The organism is Thauera sp. ZXT1-4 (assembly GCF_052598215.2).
On sequence record NZ_JBQWSN020000009.1, the window covers coordinates 1 to 19,175 of the forward strand.

The following is a 19,175-nucleotide window of genomic DNA, read 5'->3' on the forward strand; positions in this document are numbered from 1 at the left end:
TGATGACCGGGCGCACGTACTTGAGGATCACGTAGCTGCCCGGGCGCTGCGCCAGACGGTGGCTCACCTTCTCGCCGATCACCTCGAACTGGTCGGTGGTGAGTCCATCGGTCTCGGGGTTGGCGAGCGTGATGGTCTCGATTGGGACGCGGGTCTCGTCGAAGAACAAGCCCGAGTCGTCCTTGTCGTTCGTGAAGTCGGTACGCGACACACGACGGGTGTGTCCCGCCACGGTCTTGCCGGGGAGGTCGGGCTGTGTGTCGGGGATCGGCAACTCGCCCAGATGCATCTGCGCCGGGTCTGGTGAAACCACGCGCTTCTCGCTCTTCTGGCCGAAGAGCTGGCGGCGGAACCACTCGAGCTGATGTTGGATGGTCTGCACTTGGCGCTGCAGATCCTCATGCGCCTGGGCCAGTTCGACGACGCGCTCGGGCGCCCACTGGGCGGCCTCGGCAAGGGTCGGAACGGGGGCGGAGTGCGGCGCGGGCATGGCGCATATTTTACCGTAGAACCCAGCATTCATGCGGGTTGCACGGCGTTTTCGGGCAGTCGGAAACGGCGCTTGGAGCGGACCGGCTCGATACCTTCGAGCAGCAGCTTGAGCCCGGTCCAGTCCATCTGGCGCGTGCAAACCTGCGCCCAGTTCGACACGAAACGCCCCTGTTCGAGGCGCTTGGCCCACACGCAGAATCCGGTGCGGTCCCAGTACAGCACCTTCATCTGCGTGCCGCGCCGGTTGATGAACACGAACAGCTCGCCCGACAGCGGATCGCAGCCGAGCGCCTGGCGCGTGAGCGCGTACAGGCCGTCGAAGGATTTGCGCATGTCGACCGGGCGGCCATAGACATGGACCCGGACGGCGCCTTCGGGGAAGAACATCAGCCGCGCGACAGGTGAAGGATCACGCCGTCGCCCAGATCGAGCCGGAGCTCGAGGCGGCCCATGCCGCCGAGTTTGAGCGTGCCGGCGTCAACGAAGCCGATGCGCTCCATCGCCGGCGCGGCGGGCTGCGTACTCGGCTCGCCCAGCAGGCTACGCCAGCGCCGGAAGGTCGACTCGCTGAGCCCCTCACGGGCGCAGAACGGCTCGACCCCCAGCCCACTCTCGGCAAACCGCGCGATGACCGCTTGCCATTCCTGACGGCCACGCCGCCGCCACTTGTTGTTGGTCGCTGTCGCCCTGGTCACTGCCGGCTCCTCCCTGATGAATGTGGGAGGGATTGTTCCGCGCGGACGGGGGCTGGAGAAGGACGCCGCTCAGTGACCGGTTACCGCATAACCGCCGGCCCGTCGCTTCAGGCTACGCCCTTCTTTGTCGAAGGTTTGGCGCAGCACCAGACCGGCCCGCTTGGCGAGCAGCACCAATTTACGGCGGGCTACATCGAGCAGCCGGCTGTCGGTGGGATAGGCGATGGCCTTCTCCTGCACCGTGGAGTCGACGATGACGCGCTCCAGATCCTTGGGGGCAATCGCCTTGATCGAGACTGCAGTTTCGATCGTCTTGGCCAACAACTCCTCAACCCCGGCATCACCGAGCACACGACGGAAACGCGTCAGGCCACTCGGGTCGCACGGCAGGCGGGTCTCGAAGTACGCGCTCCCGCAAAAGAACTGCCAGTAAGGGTTCTCGGCCCAGCGCTGAACCACGGTCTCGTCACTCTCGCCGAAAGCATGCTTGAGATACAACAAGCCCACCATCAACCGGATCGGCAGGCGCGGTCGTCCCGCTGCACTTGTGCCCGCACCCACCACGTGTGTCGTCGGGCCGAAGAGATCAACACCCTCGATCGCGCGGCCCTGACGATCCTTGCGAGTCAGACAGGGCGCAAGCGCCGCCTCAATCTGCGCCCACGGCATCCGCGTGGCCAGGACCGCCAGCGGGTGGCGAAGATCGATCATGGCGTCCAGCCGAGCGCGGAAAAAGTCCGGGGTGGTCATCGGGAGTGAGCTCTCAAAATCTTCCAGAAACTGAGCGTGATTGCACTGGAAACTGGGAGATCAGGCAAGGCCAAAATCGGTGTCAGCCCGCGTGAGGAAAGAAGGTGGGGGATTATTCAGGGGCGACTTGTTACGCTTTTCGCACCGGGCAAACATCGGGGGTCGTTCTCGCTGAACTCCAGCAACTTGGAAGCTGGGACATTAAGGGCTTCAGCCAGTCGGCAAATGTTCAGAAGCGCGATGTTACGGTGGCCGCGCTCTACCTCACCCAAGTAGCTTCTCGCCAAACCGCTCACGTGGGATAGCGTCTCCTGCGACAACCCCCGTTCGTGTCGCAAGGTCGCGAGCCGTTTGCCAAAGAGGATTCTGGGGTCGGAAGGTTGCACCGGGAGCCGTGAGGGTAATTTCGGCTGATGCTAGGTTTCCGCCCGATATAGGACCACGCGCTATAAGTGACAATTAGCGCGCCGAGCCCTACTATCCGGCCCCCGATAACTAAACACGACCACACAGTGGGCTCAAAATACGGCGAACTGGCGATCGCGCAGCTGCGCGATCATCTACACAAGCGAGAGCACGAAGCCTTTCTCTCCGCATTTCGGGCGCCCACTCTCCTTGTCCTCGCAATGCGAGACAACTACCTCAAGGCGCTTGGCGGTGAGGCTCTCTGCGTTCTCCTTGAAGAAGTGCCAGAACCACCCCCAGATATGCTGCGGCACTACGAGGCACTCCTCCTTGATGGCGCGCTACTGGTGCCGTGCGGCGTTGTCCTCGATCTGGCAAGGCGTCTGAAATCCAAACCCCTCCAGTTGCTTGGCGAGCGGGTTCGCTTACTCGAGAACAGGCTTTCCCGGGCGAAACCTCGGGAGCCTGTCCGCGAAGAGCAGATCGAGGACCTGAAGGCCCCCGTCATCGAAGTCCGTCGCTTCGTCCAGAGCACCTTCATGGAGTTCACTCCGCGCACGGCGGCGGAGACGCTGGGTATGCGAAAGTCGATTTTCCGCAGCGAACAAGAGCGAGCGTTCCAGAAAGCCCTGTCCCTGAGATTCCCGGCGCTCCTGGCTCTACCGAACTACGCTCTCGATCAGATCGCGGAGCTTTCAAGTCTGCGCAAGTATCTCGGGGAGCGGGTATGGTCGTACGGGCGGCATTGCCGGATTGACGCACTGCTCGTGCTGCCAGACGAGGGGCGCCCAGTCGCAGCGTTTGAGCTCGACAGTGGATACCATGACCAACCCGAGGCCCAGTTTCGCGACGAAATGAAGAACGCGATCTTCCGACTGCTCGGAATGCCATTCTTCCGGCTTCGGGTCGAGTCGCCGAGCTCAACAACCAGCGACGAGTGGTACGCGATCCTGACCGATGAGGTCGTACCAAGGTTGGACCTGGGGCGGCGCCTGCATTCCCAGGCGAGCGTTTAACTCGACAGCCCCGCCTATCGACACCATGAAGTGCTCCGTTGAGAACATGATCCTGGTGCTCTGGGATCTTGGTCAGGGCTGCCGAGTAAGTCAACGGCAGTCGCTTGAGAACGTAGCGAGTATTGGGTAGAGAAAAAAATGCCCAGAGACCGAAGCCTGAGAAAAATATTACTGTTAACAATCACAAATCTACGCTGTTACTCACTCACGCGAAACTATGATTGTTTTTACTCCACATAGTGGCTCATCTTGGTCTGGACATCGAGGTCACGCTTGCTGATCGCGACATGGGTGGCCGCGCAGCCGGAAAGGACGAGGGCGGTTACGGAGACGAGGGCAATTCGCTTGAGCATCGGAGGGCTTCCTTGGAAACGGGAAGGCATCGCTCGATGCACCCCCGATCCTGAATCCTGCTATGGGGTGCGTGCGATGCCATATGGAAAATGCGAAATGCATTGTATTCCATATGCTTTATTCATGCAGCGTGAATTCCTCGTGCTGTCGAGCGCTCCGCCGCGCCGCTTTGTTTTCGATGCATGCCTCGTCAAGTATGGCTGTCCGCGCGGTTCGACGTGCGGACGGCCTGCCGGTTAGCCGATCATGCCCGCGCCCACCGTGTTGTTCGTGCTCTCGTCGATGAGAATGAAGGCGCCGGTGGCGCGGTTGGCCTTATAGCGGTCGGCGACGATCGGCTGCGCGAGCTTGAGGCTGACGCGGGCGATGTCGTTCATCGCGAGGCCGCTGGTCTCTTCTCTCTCCAGCGTGTTCACGTCCAGCCGGTAATCGATCCGGGCGACCTTGGCCTTCACCTCGCGCGTGGTGTGGCGCACGAGATAGGTGCGCGCTGGCGACAGCGGCGTCTCGGACAGCCAGCACACCGTGGCGTCGATCTGCTTGACCGGTGCGGGCGCCTCGGCCGACTTGACGATGAGGTCGCCGCGCGAGATGTCGATCTCGTCTTCCAGCAGCAGGGTCACCGACTGCTCGTGGATGGCACGCGGCAGGCTTGCGCCGCCGAGCTCGATGCGCTTGATGCGGCTGGTGGCGCCCGAGGGCAGCACGGTGACGGCGTCGCCGACGGCGATCTCGCCGGATTCCACCCGGCCCATGAAGCCGCGGTAGTCGTGCAGTTCGGGGTTGGCCGAGTCCTGCGGGCGGCACACGTACTGCACCGGGAAGCGGAAGTCCTCAGCCTGCTCGGTGTGGGCGGCGGGGGCGTTCTCGAGGATGTCGAGGAGCGTGGGGCCGTCGTACCAAGCGAGGCGCTCGCCGCGATCGACGATCATGTCGCCGGCCAGCGCCGAAATCGGGATGAAGCGCACGTCATTGATGCCGAGCCTGGCGGCGAAGGCGAGGTAGTCGGCCTTGATGCGTTCGAACACGGCCTCGTCGTAGTCGACGAGGTCCATCTTGTTGACCGCGACCACCAGGTGGGGGATGCCGACCAGGCTGGCGAGGTAGGAGTGGCGGCGGGTCTGGGTGAGCACGCCCTTGCGCGCATCGATGAGGATGATGGCGAGGTTGGCGGTGGACGCTGCGGTCACCATGTTGCGGGTGTACTGCTCGTGGCCGGGGGCGTCGGCGATGATGTACTTGCGCCGGCCGGTGGAGAAGTAGCGGTAGGCGACGTCGATGGTGATGCCCTGCTCGCGCTCGGCCTGGAGGCCGTCGGTCAGAAGGGAGAGGTCGACCGCGCTCATGCCACGCTTGGCGGAGGTCTTCTCGATGGCGTTGAGGGTGTCGGCGAGGATGGTCTTGGTGTCGAACAGGAGGCGCCCGATCAGGGTGCTTTTGCCGTCGTCGACGCTGCCGCAGGTGAGGAAGCGCAGCAGGCCGTTGTCGATCTCGGGGAGGTGCTCAAGGGCGGACATGGTCATTATTCCTTCAATCTTTCTTAAGGGTGGTGCCGGCGAACCGCCGTGGCCCCGCCGGGGATTCCTTCCGAAGGCTGCACCGCTACGCGGTGCTTGGCGGATGGTACGCAAATGAGCGCGCTTCGCGCTTAGACAATCCTCGCCTTCTCCAGGATTACCCGACATGCCCCCGGCTACGTAGCGTGATGGTCAGAAGTAGCCTTCTTTCTTGCGCTGCTCCATTGACGCTTCCGAGGTCTGGTCATCCATCCGCGTCGCGCCGCGCTCGGTGATCGTCGTCGTCGCGGTCTCGGCGAGGATTTTCTCCACCGTATCCGCATCCGACTCCACAGGCGCCGTGCAGGTGATGTCGCCCACGGTGCGGAAGCGCACCAGCACGTCCTCCACCACGTCGCCATCCCTGGCCGGGGTTACGTCGGTCACAGGCTGCAGCAGCCCGCTCTTGCGCACCACCGGGCGCACATGCGCGAAGTAGATCGACGGCAATTCCAGTTGCTCGCGCTGGATGTACTGCCACACGTCGAGCTCGGTCCAATTGCTGATCGGAAAGGCGCGGATGTTCTCGCCCTTGTGGCTGCGCGCGTTGTACAGGTTCCACAACTCCGGGCGCTGGTTCTTCGGGTCCCACTGACCGAACTCGTCGCGGAAGCTCATGATGCGTTCCTTGGCGCGCGCCTTCTCCTCGTCGCGGCGGGCGCCGCCGATGCAGGCGTCGAAGCCGAATTCCTCGATCGCCTCGAGCAGCGTCACCGACTGGTGCTTGTTGCGCGACTCGCCCGGGTGCTTCAGCACCACGGTGCCGCGCGTCATCGAGTCCTCCACCGAGCGTACGATCAGGCGTTCGCCCAGCTCGGCGGCGCGCTTGTCGCGGAAGTCGGTCACTTCCTTGTAGTTGTGGCCGGTGTCGATGTGCATCAGCGGGAAAGGGAAGCGGCCGGGGCGGAAGGCCTTCTCGGCCAGGCGCAGCAGGCAGATCGAGTCCTTGCCGCCGGAGAACAGCAGCACCGGGTTGGCGCACTGGCCGGCAACTTCGCGCAGGATGTGGATGGCTTCGGCCTCGAGCCAGTCGAGGTGGGACAGCGTCTGTTTGGTCAGCGTGGACATGGTGCGTTTACCGTTGCGGATGCTTGATCGGATGTGTTCTGAGCGCGCGCAGCGCGGCCTTCAGTCCGGCACTCAGGGCGTCGAGGCGATGCTGCAGGCTGCGGCGGCCGGCGCCGATCGCCGGGCTGCGCGGGGCTTGGGCGGGATGCTTGCCGTTCATGGTCTCAACCCTCCTTGGCGTGCAGTCCGCACTCCTTGGTCTCGGGGTTCTCCCACCACCAGCGTCCGGCGCGCACGTCCTCACCGGCGGCGATGGCGCGCGTGCAGGGGGCGCAGCCGATGCTGGGGTAGAACTGGTCGTGGAGCGCGTTGTAGGGAACCTCGTTGATCCGGATATAGGCCCACACCTCGGTCTCCGTCCAGTCCGACAGCGGGTTGAGCTTCTCCAGTCCGTTGCCGGCGTCGAATTCGCGCAGCGGCAGGCCGGCGCGGGTCACCGACTGGGCGGCGCGCAGGCCGGTGATCCAGGCTTTGCGGCCGGCGAGCGCGCGACGCAGCGGTTCCATCTTGCGCACGCCGCAGCAGGCCTTGCGCAGCTCGACCGAGTCGTAGAAGGCGTTGATGCCATGGCTGCGCACGTAGGCCTCGACCGCGCCGGCGTCGGGGAAGTAGATCTCGAGCTTGCGGCCGTAGCGGCGTTCGACCTCGCCGATCAGGCTGTAGGTTTCGGCGGGCAGGCGGCCGGTGTCGAGCGAGAACACGGTGATCGGCAGCGCGTGCGACAGGATCAGGTCGGTCAGCACCATGTCCTCGGCGCCAAAGCTGTTGGCGAAGGCGAGCTCGCCCTGCGCCCCGAACTCGGCCACTGCCTCGCGCAGCAGTGCCAGGGCCGTGGCCGCCTTGGCGCCGACCGTGGTGTGCAGGGCGTCGGTCAGGGGCGGTCGGGTGGCCGGGTTGGTGGCTGGGTTGGCGGCCGCCGGACGCAGGATCGAGACGCTAGCGCTCATGGCTGCACCTGTGGGTCGGCCCCGCGCTCGACGCGGCGGAACAGCGGCAACGGATCCTTCACGGAGCGCTGGTAGGGCTGGGTGAAGTCATCGATGCTGGCGATCGCCGCTTCGAGCTGTTCGGCGGTGTAGCGGCCGGCGCGAGGCTGCAGGGCATCGAAGCCGCAGCGTGTCATGTAGTTGAACTGGTCGCGCAGGACCTCGCCGATCGCACGCAGCTCGCCCTGGTAGCCGTATCGGCTGCGCAGCAGGGTGGCGGCCGAATAGCTGCGGCCGTCGGTGAACTTGGGGAAGTGCAGGCCGATGACCTGCAGCACCTCCAGATCGGCGGCCAGCGCGGCGACCTCCTCGCCGGCGGCCAGCCATACGCCCAGGGCGCCGCTGCGTGCACGCGCCAGGAGTTCGTCACGGCGGGCCTGCCATACGGCAAGCGGCACCAGCACCGGGCCGGCAGGCACGGCGATGTCGGCTGCGGCTTCACCCTCGGCGAGCTGGACGATCAGGCGGTCATCTTCGATGACGCGACCGTTCTTCAGGATCCTGTCAGACATGGGCGGCTTTCCTTTGCGGCTGGCGGTCGGCATACACGCGGGCCTTGAAGGGCTCGGTGCCGACGCGTTGTACGGTGTCGATGAAGCGCTCGTCTTCATGGCGCAGTTCGACATAGGTTTCGAGCAGCTTCTCGATCACGTCGACCACCTCATCCTGTGCAAACGACGGGCCGATCACCTTGCCGAGCGTGGTGCCGTTGCCCTGGGTGCCGCCGACGGTGATCTGGTACCACTCCTCGTCGTTCTTATCGACGCCGAGGATGCCGATGTGGCCGACGTGGTGGTGGCCGCAGGAGTTCATGCAGCCGGAGATGTTGAGCTCGATCTCGCCGATGTCGTGCTGGTAGTCGAGGTCGTCGAAGCGGCGCTGGATGGCGTCGGCGACCGGGATCGAGCGCGCGTTGGCGAGGCTGCAGAAGTCGCCGCCGGGGCAGCAGATGATGTCGGTCAGCAGGCCGATGTTCGGTGTCGCCAGCCCGGCCTCGCGCGCCGCCTGCCACAGCGCGAAGAGGTCGGTGCGGCGCACGTCGGCGAGCGCGACGTTCTGCTCGTGCAGCATGCGCGCCTCACCGAAGCTGAAGCGCTCGGCGAGGTCGGCGATTGCGTCCATTTGTTCGGCTGTGACGTCACCTGGGGCGGTGCCGGTCTTCTTCAGCGACAGGACCACCGCGGCGTAGCCGGGCTGGCGGTGGGCGCGCACGTTGCGCTTGATCCAGGTGGCGAAGGCCTTGTTGCCGGCGAGCAGTTCGTCGAAGGCGGCGTCCTGCGCGGGGAGGGCTTCGTAGGCGGGGGGAGCGAAGTGGGCTGACACGCGGGCCAGTTCGGCCTCGGTGATCGTGTTGGGGCCGTCCTTGGAGTTCGCCCACTCCTCTTCGACCTGGCGGCCGAACTCTTCTGGCCCGAGCGCCTTCACGAGGATCTTGATGCGCGCCTTCCACAGGTTGTCGCGGCGGCCCCAGCGGTTATAGACGCGCAGGATGGCCTCGCAGTAGCTGATCAGGTGCTGCCAGGGCAGGAAGGGCTTGATCTCCTCGCCCAGGATCGGGGTGCGGCCGAGGCCGCCGCCCACCAGCACGCGAAAGCCGAGCTCGCCGGCTGCGTTGCGCACCAGGTCGAGGCCGATGTCGTAGACGCGCAGCACCACGCGGTCTTCAGCCGCGCTGTTGAAGGCGATCTTGAACTTGCGCGGCAGGAAGGCGAACTCCGGGTTGTAGGTCGCCCACTGGCGCAGAATCTCGGCGAAGGGGCGAGGATCGGCAACTTCGTCGGCTGCCACGCCGGCGAAGGGGTCGGCGGTGATGTTGCGGATGCAGTTGCCCGAGGTCTGGTTGGCGTGCATCTGCACGCTGGCCAACTCGGCGAGCATCTCCGGCACGTCTTCCAGCTTGGGCCAGTTGAACTGCACGTTGGTGCGCGTGGTGAAGTGGGCGTAGCCGCGGTCGTAGCTGCGTGCGAGGTGGGCGAGCTTGCGAAGCTGGCGGCTGGCGAGGTGGCCGTAGGGCACCGAGATGCGGAACATCGGCGCGTGGCGCTGGATGTAGAGGCCGTTCTGCAGGCGCAGCGGACGGAACTCGTCATCGGGCAGCTCGCCGGCCAGGTGGCGCCGCATCTGGTCGCGAAACTGGGCGACGCGCTCGTCGAGCAGGCGCTGGTCGTGTTCGTCGTACTGGTACATGGCTCTCTCTGTCGTGACCGGATGGGGCCGGCGCTTCGGTGCCGGATGGTGCAGCGCATCGTAAGCACTCTGTTTAAGCGCATGAAGCGGTTTGAGGTTAGACTTTAAGAACTCATTGTTATATGTGGTGCCCAATGAACCTGCAGCAACTCCGCTATGTGCATGAGGTCGCCCGCCGTGGGCTCAACGTATCCGATGCGGCCGATGCACTATTCACTTCGCAGCCCGGGGTCTCGAAGCAGATCCGCCTGCTCGAATCCGAGCTTGGTATCGAGATCTTCACGCGGCACGGCAAGCGCCTGGTGGCGGTCACCGAGCCGGGGCGTGCGGTGCTTGCAATCGCCGAACGCGTGCTGCGCGACCTGGACAACCTGCAGCAGGTGGGCGACGAGTTTGCCAACGAGTCGGTCGGTAGCCTTTCGATCGCGACCACCCACACTCAGGCGCGCTACGTGCTGCCCGATGTGATCCGCCGCTTCATGCAGCGCTATCCGCAGGTCAGGCTGGAACTGCATCAGGGCAATCCGCGCCAGGTGTGCGAGATGGCGCTGGACGGCACGGCCGATATCGCGATTGCGACCGAGGCCATCGCCGAGTATGACGATCTGGTGATGCTGCCCTGCTACCAGTGGAACCGCTGTGTGGTGGCCACGCCCCGTCACCCCATCCTGCAGGCTGCGCCGCTCACGCTGGAGGCGATCGCACGCTACCCCCTGATCACCTACGACGACGCATTCACCGGGCGTGGCCAGATCAACAAGGCCTTCCTGGGACGCGGCCTCAAGCCCAACGTCGTGCTGAGCGCGATCGACTCGGACGTGATCAAGAAGTACGTGGAGATGGACCTGGGCATCGGCATCCTCGCGCGCATGGCCTACGACCCGGCGGAGGACCGCAAGCTGGGCATGGTGGATGCCGCCCATCTGTTCGAGTCGAGCACGACGCGCATCGGGCTGCGCAAGCGGGCCTGGTTGCGTGCCTACGTGTATGCCTTCATCGAGGGGTTCGCGCCGCAGCTGTCGCGGCGCATCGTCGAGGCTGCGGTTGCCGGCGGAGGCTCCGATCCGGGCTTGTGATGCAGGGTGCGCGCTCAGCAGCGCTCGAACCAGCGCCGCAGCCGCGCGCCGCGCAGACCGCCCCCCAGGCCTGCGATCAGGCGCACGCGTGCCTTGAGCGCATCGAGTGGCCCTGGGCTGAGCCAGTTGGCGGGGAGCGCTTCGCGCGGAGCGCTCACCCCGCCGCCGCAGCGACTCGCCAGCACCACGGGGACGTTGTTTGGCAGGGCTTCGAGCGCGGGGCGCCAGGCGTCCGGGAGGCTGGCGTTGCCCGGCAGTGCCAGCACCAATCCCGCAGCCCCGGTCAGCAGGCTGGCCTTGGCAAGCGCGCGGGCAACCGCCGAGGCGAGGGCGGGTGAACTGCCGGCCGCGACCGTCAGCAGCTCCACCGGAGGTAGCGCCTGCGCGTCGGGTGCGATCGAGATGCGGCTGTACCGGTAAGGCGCCAGGGCCTGCAGTGCAGCGTCGCTTGCCAGCACGGTGAGGGCCTCGGCATGCGCGAAGGCATCCACCGCCGAGGGGTGGCGTTTGCTCGTACAGGCTGCGGGCAGGATGCGGTCGCCCAGTACCGCGAGCACCCCCGCGCGACCGGCCGCCGGCCTGCATGCCAGCTCTACCGCCTGGTAGAGGTTGAGCGGGCCGTCTGCCGACAGTGCAGTGGCGGGTCGCATCGCAGCCGTCATCACCACCGGCTTGTTGGTGGCGACGGTGATGTGCAGGAAATACGCCGTCTCTTCCAGCGTATCGGTCCCATGTGTGATTACGATGCCGTCGATCGCAGGGTCCTCGGCCAGCGTCTGTACCCGGCGCGACAGCAACAGCCAGTGCTGTGGGGTGATGTCGCGGCTGTCGAGGCGGAACAACTGCTCGGGCACCAGCTCGGCCAGCCGGGTGAGGGGCGGGATGGCCTCGAGCAGGGCCTCGATCCCAAGCTGACCGGCAACGTAGCTGCGGGTGTCGGCGGCCGAATCGGCGGTGCCGGCGATGGTGCCACCGGTGGCGAGGAGGGCGATGCGGGGTTTGCGCATGGCGGAGAGCGGATTCGGGCGAGTTGGTTGGTCGGGCGGTCGGTCGCGGCAGGGCTGCGGGGCGGCGGGCTGTTCAGGGCAAACGAGAGCCGTTCAGGGGTGCTGAGGGGCGGATTATGGCCCGGGTGTGCAGCAATCGCGCAAGGCCAAGATACGTCGCTCGCGCTCCTGCTCGAGCTGGCGCAGCGCGGCCTCTGGCGGCACGCCGAGCGTCTCTAGGACCCAGCTCGTGAGCTTGAGGCTGGACTCCAGGGTTTCGGGCACGACCACCGAGGCGCCGGCCTCGCGCAGCAGCAGTGCGTGCTTCTCGTCGCGTGCGCGGGCGATGATGCGCATCATCGGCACCATCCGCCTTACGGCATGCACGGCGTGGATCGCCGCTGCGGTGTGGTCCATGGTCAGCACCACGGCGCGTGCCTCGTCGATGCGCAGCTTGCGCAGCAGTTCGGGCCGGCTGGCATCCCCGAACACCAGGGGCGTGCCGGCCTTGCGTTGGTGGGCAACGAGCTGGGCGTTGTTCTCGATCGCAACGTAGCGCACACCTTGCTGGTCGAGCATCTGCCCCACGAGCTGACCGACCCGGCCATAGCCGGCGATGATCACATGACCGTACAGTTCGCCGATGCCCGTGTCTTCTCCTTCGGGCTCCGGTGTGGCAATGCGGCGGTCGATGGCGTCGCCCAGGCTCTGGCCCAGACGCGCCACCACCGGCGCCGCCAGCATCGAGACGCCGACCACGATCAGCATGAACTGGCCGGTCTGGCGCTCGAGCAGTCCGAGGCCGAGCGCCATGCCGATCACGATGAAGGCGAACTCGCCGCCCTGGCTCAGCAGCAGTCCGCCCTCTGCAGCGCGCCCCCAAGACAGGCCGAACACCCGCAGCAGCACGAACACGATCAGGCTCTTCAGCGCGAGCAGGCCCACTATCGACAGCGGAATCCACAACGGCTCCGCGAGCAGCGCACGCAGGTCGATGCCCATGCCCACGGACATGAAGAAAAGACCCATCAGCAGGCCCTTGAAGGGTTCGATGGTGATCTCGACCTCGTGGCGGAACTCGGTTTCGGCGATGATCAGGCCGGCCAGGAGGGCTCCCAGCGCCATCGAGAGTCCCGCGAACCAGGTCAGCGCCGCCACGCCGAGGGTGGTCAGCAGGGTGAGTGCGGTGAAGGTGTCGGGCTGCTTGTCCACCGCGATCTGGTGGAACAGCGGTCGCACCAGCCGCCGTCCGACAAGGTAGATCACCACGACCGTGAGCACGCCCTTGACGACCGCGTAGCCGAGCAGTCCGGCGAAGCTGCCTTCGCCGGAAGAGGTACCGAGAATGCTGATCAGTACCAGCAGCGGCACCACCGCGAGATCCTGGAAGAGCAGGATTGCGAATGCGGACTGGCCAAGCGGCGTGCCAAGCTCGCGGCGCTGGATCAGTAGTTGCATGACGATCGCGGTCGAGGAGAAGGCGATCACTACGCCGAGGATGACCGCAGCCTCGATACCGTTGCCGAAGGCCATCGCCAGCCCGCCGATCGCCACTGCGGAGAGCACGACCTGCAGCCCGCCCAGTCCGAATACCATCCGGCGCATCGACCACAGGCGCTCGACGGATAGCTCCAGGCCGATCATGAACATCAGGAAGATCACGCCGAGTTCGGCAAGGAAGGCGACCTGGTCCGGGCGCACGAAGGTGAACCACGACAGGGGCGGCCAGGCCTGTGCGAGCGAAGCGAGGCCGTACGGGCCAAGCAGCACGCCCACGGACAGGAAGCCGAGCACCGGATTGATCTTCAGGCGCGAGAGCAGCGGCATCAACACGCCACTGAGCGCAAGGAAGAGGATGATTTCCTTCAGGAAGGGAAAACTGTCGTGGGCGTCCATGCAGGCCTGGGTGGGGGATGGATGCTTTCAGTTTATGCCACGCCGCCCGCGGCTGCGCCGAACGATTCGGCGTGCGCGCCCTCGTCGCCGAGGGCAATCGCAGCCTCTTCCTGCTGCTGCAGCATCCACATCTGCGCATAGGCACCGCCTTGCGCCAGCAGCGAGGTATGGCGGCCGCGCTCGACGATGCGCCCCTTGTCCAGCACGATGATCTCGTCCGCACTCATGATCGTCGACAGCCGATGCGCGATCACCAGCGCAGTGCGTCCTTCTGCGGCGCGCTCGATCTGCGCCTGGATGGCCTTCTCGGTCTTCGAGTCCAGCGCCGAGGTGGCCTCGTCGAAGATCAGGATTGCCGGGTTCTTCAACAGTGCACGCGCAATCGCGACGCGCTGCTTCTCACCGCCCGACAGCTTCAGCCCGCGCTCGCCGACGCGGGTGTCGTAGCCGTCGGGCAACTGACGGATGAAATCTTCAAGTTGCGCGGCGCGCGCGGCAGCTTCGACGTCTGCGCGGCTGGCCGTGGGGCGGCCGTACTGGATGTTGTAGTACAGCGTGTCGTTGAACAGCACCGTGTCCTGGGGAACGATGCCGATCGCCGCACGCAGGCTGTCCTGGGAGAGGCTGCGCAGGTCGTGGCCGTTGATGCGGATCGCGCCGCCCTGCACGTCGTAGAAGCGGTACAGCAGGCGGGCCAGGGTCGACTTGCCCGAGCCGGAGTGGCCGACCACCGCCACCGTTCTGCCTGCGGGGATGTCGAAATCCACCTCGAAGAGGATCGGGCGCTTGGCGTCGTAGGCGAAGCTCACGTTCTCGAAGCACACGCTCGCCGGCCCGGCGGGCAGGGCGCGGGCGTCGGGCGCGTCGGCGATCTCCCGATGGGTGTGCATGAGGCCGAACATGCGCTCGATGTCGGTCAGCGACTGGCGGATCTCGCGATAGAGGACACCGAGGAAGTTGAGCGGGATGTAGAGCTGGATCATGAAGGCGTTGACCAGCACGATGTCGCCAATCGTCATCTCACCGCTGGCCACCCGGTCGGCCGCCTGCCACATCATTGCCGTCACCGCGACCGCGATGATCGCTGCCTGGCCGACGTTGAGTGCAGACAGCGAGTACTGGTTGGTGACTTGCGCCTTGGTCCATTTCTGCAACTGCTCGTCGTAGCGCCTGGCTTCGAACTCCTCGTTGTTGAAATACTTCACCGTCTCGTAGTTGATCAGGCTGTCGATCGCGCGCGCGTTGGCGGCGGAGTCGAGTTCGTTGGCTTCGCGCCGCAGCGTGGTGCGCCAGTTCGTCACCTTGACGGTGAAGAGGATGTAGATCGTTAGCGCGGACAGCGTGATGAGCGCGAACACCGCGTCGTAGTTCACCAGCAGGATGCCGATCACCATGCCGATCTCGATCAGCGTGGGCAGGATCGAATACAACGTATAGCTGATCAGTGAGCCGATCGAGCGCGTGCCGCGCTCGATGTCGCGGGTGAGGCCGCCGGTCTGGCGCTCGAGGTGGAAGCGCAGCGACAGCGCGTGCAGGTGGCGGAATACGCGCAGCGAGATCTCGCGTACCGCCTGCTGGGTCACGCGCGCGAACACCACCTCTCGCAACTCGGTCAGCAGCGAGGTGGAGAAGCGCAGTGCGCCATAGGCCAGCAGCAGCGCCGCCGGCACCACGATGAAGGCCTGTTCCGGGGTGATCGTGAGGTCATCGATCAGGTGCTTGAAGATGATCGGCACCGACACGTTGGCGCCCTTGGCCGCGACCAGACAGGCGAGGGCGAACAGTACCCGTCCCTTGTAGGCCCAGATGAAGGGGAAGAGGCTCTTCAGCGTCTGCCAGTCGTGGCGCTGACTGGGTTCGGGGCCAGGGAGTGCAGCGGCTGGGGCACGTCTCATGTGAATTCCGTGGGGCGGTGTTGCGGTGAGTGTTGCGCGGGCAGGCAGCGGTGGTCGAGCCTGGAGGTCGGCGGGTAAGCGCGGATTCTGTTGGCCAGCCAGGATGGCGTCAAATTCCAGACCTTCCGCGCAAAAAAACACGCATGCTCAGCTTGACTTCCGCGGCGGACTTTGTAGGATTCAAACAAACGTTCGAATTAGTTCTTTCGATACGCTCATCGCAGAAACGATGGGTGGCTCGCGCAGGCCGGACGGTGCATACGCGTTTTTCCCGAGGAGACACGGAACGCGGACTTGCGCATGCTCGGTATCGGTGTTTGCGCGATGCGCTCGGCATGCGATGCGTGTTTCGCAGAATCTTGGCCACGTCTACAACAAGATTTTCCGCCAGTTGGCGGCGAAATCGCCCATGAGGAGGAGTCAAATGAGTCGGAGTCATTCAGCAGCGCAGCCGCGCCGCCCCGGGCTGGCGCTCGGTACCCTGGCAGCTTCCGTTGCCCTGGCCTTTGCTGCGCCCACCGCGGTGCATGCGTTCGAGTTCACCAGTGCCAGCGGCGAGGTGACGGGCAGTTTCGATACCACGCTTTCGGTCGGCGGCCTGTGGCGGATGCAGGATCGCGAGTCTTCGCTGATCAGCATCGCCAACGGCGGTACCTCGCGCGACCCCAACTCCGATGACGGCAACCTCAAGTACGACAAGGGTGACATGGTTTCGCTGGCCTTCAAGGCCACGCACGACCTGGAGCTGAGCTACCGGAACTTCGGCGCCTTCTTCCGTGGCACCTATTTCTACGACCACGCCTTCATGCACAAGAGCGGCATGAGCAATGCCGCGCGCGGTGAACTCGGGCGCGATGCGGAGCTGCTCGACGCCTATGTGCGCGGGCGCTTCGACGTTGGCGGTCGGGCGCTCAATGTGCGTGCCGGTCGCCAGGTGGTGAGCTGGGGCGAGAGCACCTTCATCCAGAACGGCATCAATGTCCTCAACCCGGTCAACGTCAGCCGCTTGCGCGTGCCCGGCTCCGAACTCAAGGAAGGCCTGACCCCGATCGGCATGCTGTGGGCTTCGCAGGAACTCACCGACAACGTCTCCGCTGAAGTCGTGTGGATGGCGGAGTGGGAGAAGACCAAGATCGAGCCGGCGGGGACCTTCTTCAGCACCAACGACTTCGTGTCTGCGGGGGGCAACATCGCCTACACCGGCTTTGGCCGGCTGAATGACGGCAACAAGCCGCCGATGATGTACATGGGACCGACTACGCCCGCCCAGCTTTTCGCGCCTCGTGCGGATGACCGGGAGCCGGGGAATGGCGGCGAGTACGGTCTTGCGTTGAGGATGCTGGTACCTGAGTGGAACTACACCGAATTCGGCCTTTATCACGTGAACTACCACAGCCGGATTCCGTTCGTTTCGGGCTACCGGGGAGGGTACTCGACCCACGGCACGCCGATTCCCGGCTGCAACGTGTTCGATCCTGTCGTCGCCTCAGGGGCAAGCGGCTTGCCGGGCGGGTGCGCCTACGCGAGCGGTCGTGGCGGGGAGTATTTCGTCGATTATCCAGAGAACATCAAGCTGTTCGGTTTGAGCTTCAACACCGCAGGTCCGGCCGGCATCGCCCTGCAGGGGGAGTACTCATATCGCAAGAACCAGCCGGTCCAGTTGCCGTCGGCAGAATTGCTGCTTGCAGCGCTGGGTGCGCCCAACCAGATCACGGGCACGGGCGTGACGCAGGTGGGGCCGAGCACATTCGTTCCGACTGCCTTCCTGAAGCCCTATGGCGAGGAGATCACGGGGTATCGCCGCGTGAAGATGCATCAGGTTCAGCTGACCGGTACCAAGGCGGTGCCGCAGGTGCTGGGTGCGGAGCAGATGGTCGTGGTCGGAGAGATCGGCTATACGCATCTGAATCTGCCTTCGAATCTGAAGTTCGCAGCATCCGGCTGCCATCTGCCGCAGGTGGGTTCGTCGACGGCCACTTCGTTCGGCGCCACCAGCGCCGGTTGCTTCATGACGGAAAACTCGTGGGGGTATCGGCTGCTTGCCCGCTTCGAGTACCCGAACGCGGTTGCCGGTGTGAACCTCTCGCCGCGCATCGCGTTTTCGCATGACGTCAGCGGCAGGGGGCCGACCTTCAATGAAGGGGCCAAGGCCGTCACGCTGGGGCTGGGCATGAACTACCGGCAGAACTGGCAGGCCGACATTGCGTACAGCACCTTCTTCGGTGGCAAGAAGATCACGGGGGTCGATCCGAGCCCGAATCCGTATGGCCAGCCGCAGACCTACGCGAGCCACACCAACCCGCTCTACGACCGCGATTTCCTCTCGGTCAGCGTCAGCTACTCGTTCTGAGCACCCACCGGATTCTGGAGACTCAAGTTATGCGCAAGACACTCACGATTCTCGGCGCAGCGCTCGCGGTGGCGCTGGCCACGCCGGCCCTGGCCGATGCCTCGCGGTTGGGCAAGGACCTGACGCCCATGGGGGCGGAACTCGCCGGCAACGCGGCGGGCACCATTCCCGCCTGGGACGGCGGCCTGAAAGCCGCTCCGGCGGGTCATGAGGCGGGCGGGCACTATGCTGACCCCTTCGCAGCCGACAAGCCGCTGTTCACGATCGACGCCAGCAACCACGCGCAGCATGCCGACAAGCTCACCCCGGGCCAGCTCGAGATGCTCAAGACCTACGCCACCTGGAAGCTGAACGTCTACCCGACGCGGCGCAGCGCGGCCTTCCCGCAGGGGCACTACGAGCAGACCGTCGCCAACGCCGGCCGCGCCAAGCTGGTCGACGGTGGACGCACGGTTGAAGGCACCACGGGCGGCATCCCCTTCCCGATTCCGCAGAACGGCGCTGAGGCGATCTGGAACCACCTCGCGCGCTACCGCGGCGAGGCCTATGCGATGAACTGGAGCCAGGCAGCGGTGACACGCCAGGGCACCTACACGCCGGTGCGCTTCGAGTACCAGTACGACTTCCACTACGGCAGCCTGAGCAAGTCGCCGGAGCAGATCGAGCAGGGCAAACTGTTCAACTTCCTGCAGACGGTGACCGCGCCGGCCCGACTGGCGGGGCAGATCCTGCTGGTGCACGAGTTCCTCGACCGCCGCCAGGCCTGGACCTACAACCCCGGCCAGCGCCGCGTGCGCCTGGCGCCCAACGTCGCCTATGACAACCCGGGCACGGCGGCCGACGGCCTGCGCACCAACGACGACTTCGACATGTACAACGGCGCCATCGACCGTTACGACTGGAAGCTCGTAGGCAAGAAGGAGATCTACGTTCCTTACAACAGCTACAAGCTGGTGGGCAACACGGTGAAGATGGCTGACGTGCTGCAGGCCGGGCACCTGAATCCCGAGCACGCGCGCTACGAGCTGCACCGTGTGTGGGTGGTGGATGCGACGCTGAAGGACGGCACCAGCCACAGCTACAAGCGGCGGACGTTCTACCTCGACGAGGATTCGTGGTCGATCCTGGTGATCGACAAATACGACGCGCGTGACCAGCTGTGGCGTGTGTCGGAGCTGCACACCGTGAACTGGTACGACATCCCGATGCTGTACCCGAGCCTGGAGGTGCACCACGACCTGCAGTCGGGCCGCTACATCGCGATGGGCCTGCGTAACGACGAGCCGCGCGTCTATCAGGCGATCGATGCGCGTCCGGCGGACTTCACGCCGGCGGGCCTGCGCGGCGCGGGTACGCGCTGATGCGGCAAGCCCGGCCTGCCGAGGCCGGGCGTTTTCGTTCGTCGGGCTGCGGGTCGCCCGTCCCCGACGAACGGCAAGACCTCTTTCCTGTCCTGACTGCCG

General features: G+C 65.3%; 18 protein-coding genes and 1 pseudogene. 4 read left to right on the plus strand and 15 right to left on the minus strand.

All coding sequences use genetic code 11. The features are described 5' to 3' along the window. From ACUH78_RS08915 to ACUH78_RS08935, 5 genes and pseudogenes are all read right to left on the minus strand, one after another. Positions 1-490, minus strand: a 490-nt coding sequence (locus ACUH78_RS08915) for an IS66 family transposase (protein ID WP_510497559.1), incomplete at its 3' end; no start/stop codon positions are given. Positions 491-519: 29 nt separating this feature from the next. Next, positions 520-879 carry an IS66 family insertion sequence element accessory protein TnpB gene (gene tnpB / locus ACUH78_RS08920; RefSeq protein WP_004254732.1) on the minus strand — a complete coding sequence of 120 codons (360 nt, stop codon included), beginning with the start codon at positions 877-879 and terminating at the stop codon, positions 520-522. Next, a complete protein-coding gene (tnpA, locus tag ACUH78_RS08925) occupies positions 879-1,187 on the minus strand; it encodes an IS66 family insertion sequence element accessory protein TnpA (protein ID WP_510497560.1) in 309 nt (102 codons plus the stop codon). The genes tnpB and tnpA overlap by 1 nt, the downstream gene beginning before the upstream one ends. A gap of 84 nt (positions 1,188-1,271) precedes the next feature. Next, a pseudogene (locus ACUH78_RS08930) lies at positions 1,272-1,937 on the minus strand (transposase); the annotation flags it as partial. 116 nt (positions 1,938-2,053) lie between these two features. Then, positions 2,054-2,323, minus strand: a complete 270-nt coding sequence (locus tag ACUH78_RS08935; protein WP_418364363.1) for a helix-turn-helix domain-containing protein — start codon at positions 2,321-2,323, stop codon at positions 2,054-2,056. 126 nt (positions 2,324-2,449) lie between these two features. Between ACUH78_RS08935 and ACUH78_RS08940 the strand changes: the two genes are divergently transcribed. Continuing rightward, a complete protein-coding gene (locus ACUH78_RS08940) occupies positions 2,450-3,358 on the plus strand; it encodes a DUF2726 domain-containing protein (protein ID WP_445333271.1) in 909 nt (302 codons plus the stop codon). A 227-nt stretch (positions 3,359-3,585) separates the two neighbouring features. Here ACUH78_RS08940 and ACUH78_RS08945 read toward each other — a convergent pair whose 3' ends face one another. From ACUH78_RS08945 to ACUH78_RS08975, 7 genes are all read right to left on the minus strand, one after another. After that, on the minus strand, positions 3,586-3,711 hold the full coding sequence (locus ACUH78_RS08945; protein ID WP_418364361.1) for a hypothetical protein: 126 nt from the start codon (positions 3,709-3,711) through the stop codon (positions 3,586-3,588). Positions 3,712-3,948: 237 nt separating this feature from the next. Next, on the minus strand, positions 3,949-5,229 hold the full coding sequence (cysN, locus tag ACUH78_RS08950) for a sulfate adenylyltransferase subunit CysN (RefSeq protein ID WP_445333272.1): 1,281 nt from the start codon (positions 5,227-5,229) through the stop codon (positions 3,949-3,951). 192 nt (positions 5,230-5,421) lie between these two features. Next, positions 5,422-6,336 (minus strand): sulfate adenylyltransferase subunit CysD, encoded by a 915-nt coding sequence (gene cysD / locus ACUH78_RS08955; protein WP_445333273.1) that lies wholly within the window; start codon positions 6,334-6,336, stop codon positions 5,422-5,424. A 7-nt stretch (positions 6,337-6,343) separates the two neighbouring features. Then, positions 6,344-6,496 carry a hypothetical protein gene (locus tag ACUH78_RS08960; RefSeq protein ID WP_418364358.1) on the minus strand — a complete coding sequence of 51 codons (153 nt, stop codon included), beginning with the start codon at positions 6,494-6,496 and terminating at the stop codon, positions 6,344-6,346. Positions 6,497-6,500: 4 nt separating this feature from the next. Continuing rightward, positions 6,501-7,283: a phosphoadenylyl-sulfate reductase gene (locus tag ACUH78_RS08965; protein WP_435751132.1), complete on the minus strand. Its 783-nt coding sequence runs from the start codon at positions 7,281-7,283 to the stop codon at positions 6,501-6,503. After that, positions 7,280-7,834 (minus strand): DUF934 domain-containing protein, encoded by a 555-nt coding sequence (locus ACUH78_RS08970; RefSeq protein ID WP_435751131.1) that lies wholly within the window; start codon positions 7,832-7,834, stop codon positions 7,280-7,282. Before ACUH78_RS08970 ends, ACUH78_RS08965 begins: the two co-directional genes overlap by 4 nt. Beyond that, positions 7,827-9,509 (minus strand): nitrite/sulfite reductase, encoded by a 1,683-nt coding sequence (locus ACUH78_RS08975; RefSeq protein WP_418364355.1) that lies wholly within the window; start codon positions 9,507-9,509, stop codon positions 7,827-7,829. The genes ACUH78_RS08970 and ACUH78_RS08975 overlap by 8 nt, the downstream gene beginning before the upstream one ends. A 134-nt stretch (positions 9,510-9,643) precedes the next feature. Between ACUH78_RS08975 and cysB the strand changes: the two genes are divergently transcribed. Then, complete coding sequence (gene cysB / locus ACUH78_RS08980; protein WP_418364354.1) at positions 9,644-10,585, plus strand: HTH-type transcriptional regulator CysB; 942 nt, start codon at positions 9,644-9,646, stop codon at positions 10,583-10,585. 14 nt (positions 10,586-10,599) lie between these two features. On the opposite strand, the gene ACUH78_RS08985 is transcribed toward cysB, so the two are convergent. The 3 genes from ACUH78_RS08985 to ACUH78_RS08995 all read right to left on the minus strand — a co-directional run bounded on the left by ACUH78_RS08985 (position 10,600) and on the right by ACUH78_RS08995 (position 15,362). Next, positions 10,600-11,592, minus strand: a complete 993-nt coding sequence (locus ACUH78_RS08985) for an asparaginase (RefSeq protein ID WP_418364353.1) — start codon at positions 11,590-11,592, stop codon at positions 10,600-10,602. 114 nt (positions 11,593-11,706) lie between these two features. Continuing rightward, on the minus strand, positions 11,707-13,467 hold the full coding sequence (locus ACUH78_RS08990; RefSeq protein ID WP_418364352.1) for a cation:proton antiporter domain-containing protein: 1,761 nt from the start codon (positions 13,465-13,467) through the stop codon (positions 11,707-11,709). A gap of 32 nt (positions 13,468-13,499) precedes the next feature. Beyond that, positions 13,500-15,362 carry an ABCB family ABC transporter ATP-binding protein/permease gene (locus ACUH78_RS08995; RefSeq protein WP_418364351.1) on the minus strand — a complete coding sequence of 621 codons (1,863 nt, stop codon included), beginning with the start codon at positions 15,360-15,362 and terminating at the stop codon, positions 13,500-13,502. Between the two features lie 424 nt (positions 15,363-15,786). Between ACUH78_RS08995 and ACUH78_RS09000 the strand changes: the two genes are divergently transcribed. Together ACUH78_RS09000 and ACUH78_RS09005 are read left to right on the plus strand one after the other, a co-directional pair. Next, positions 15,787-17,712 carry a DUF1302 domain-containing protein gene (locus ACUH78_RS09000; RefSeq protein ID WP_435750220.1) on the plus strand — a complete coding sequence of 642 codons (1,926 nt, stop codon included), beginning with the start codon at positions 15,787-15,789 and terminating at the stop codon, positions 17,710-17,712. A 29-nt stretch (positions 17,713-17,741) separates the two neighbouring features. Next, entirely contained in the window at positions 17,742-19,073 is a 1,332-nt protein-coding gene (locus tag ACUH78_RS09005; RefSeq protein WP_445333274.1) for a DUF1329 domain-containing protein, read from the plus strand. Positions 19,074-19,175: the final 102 nt, after the last annotated feature.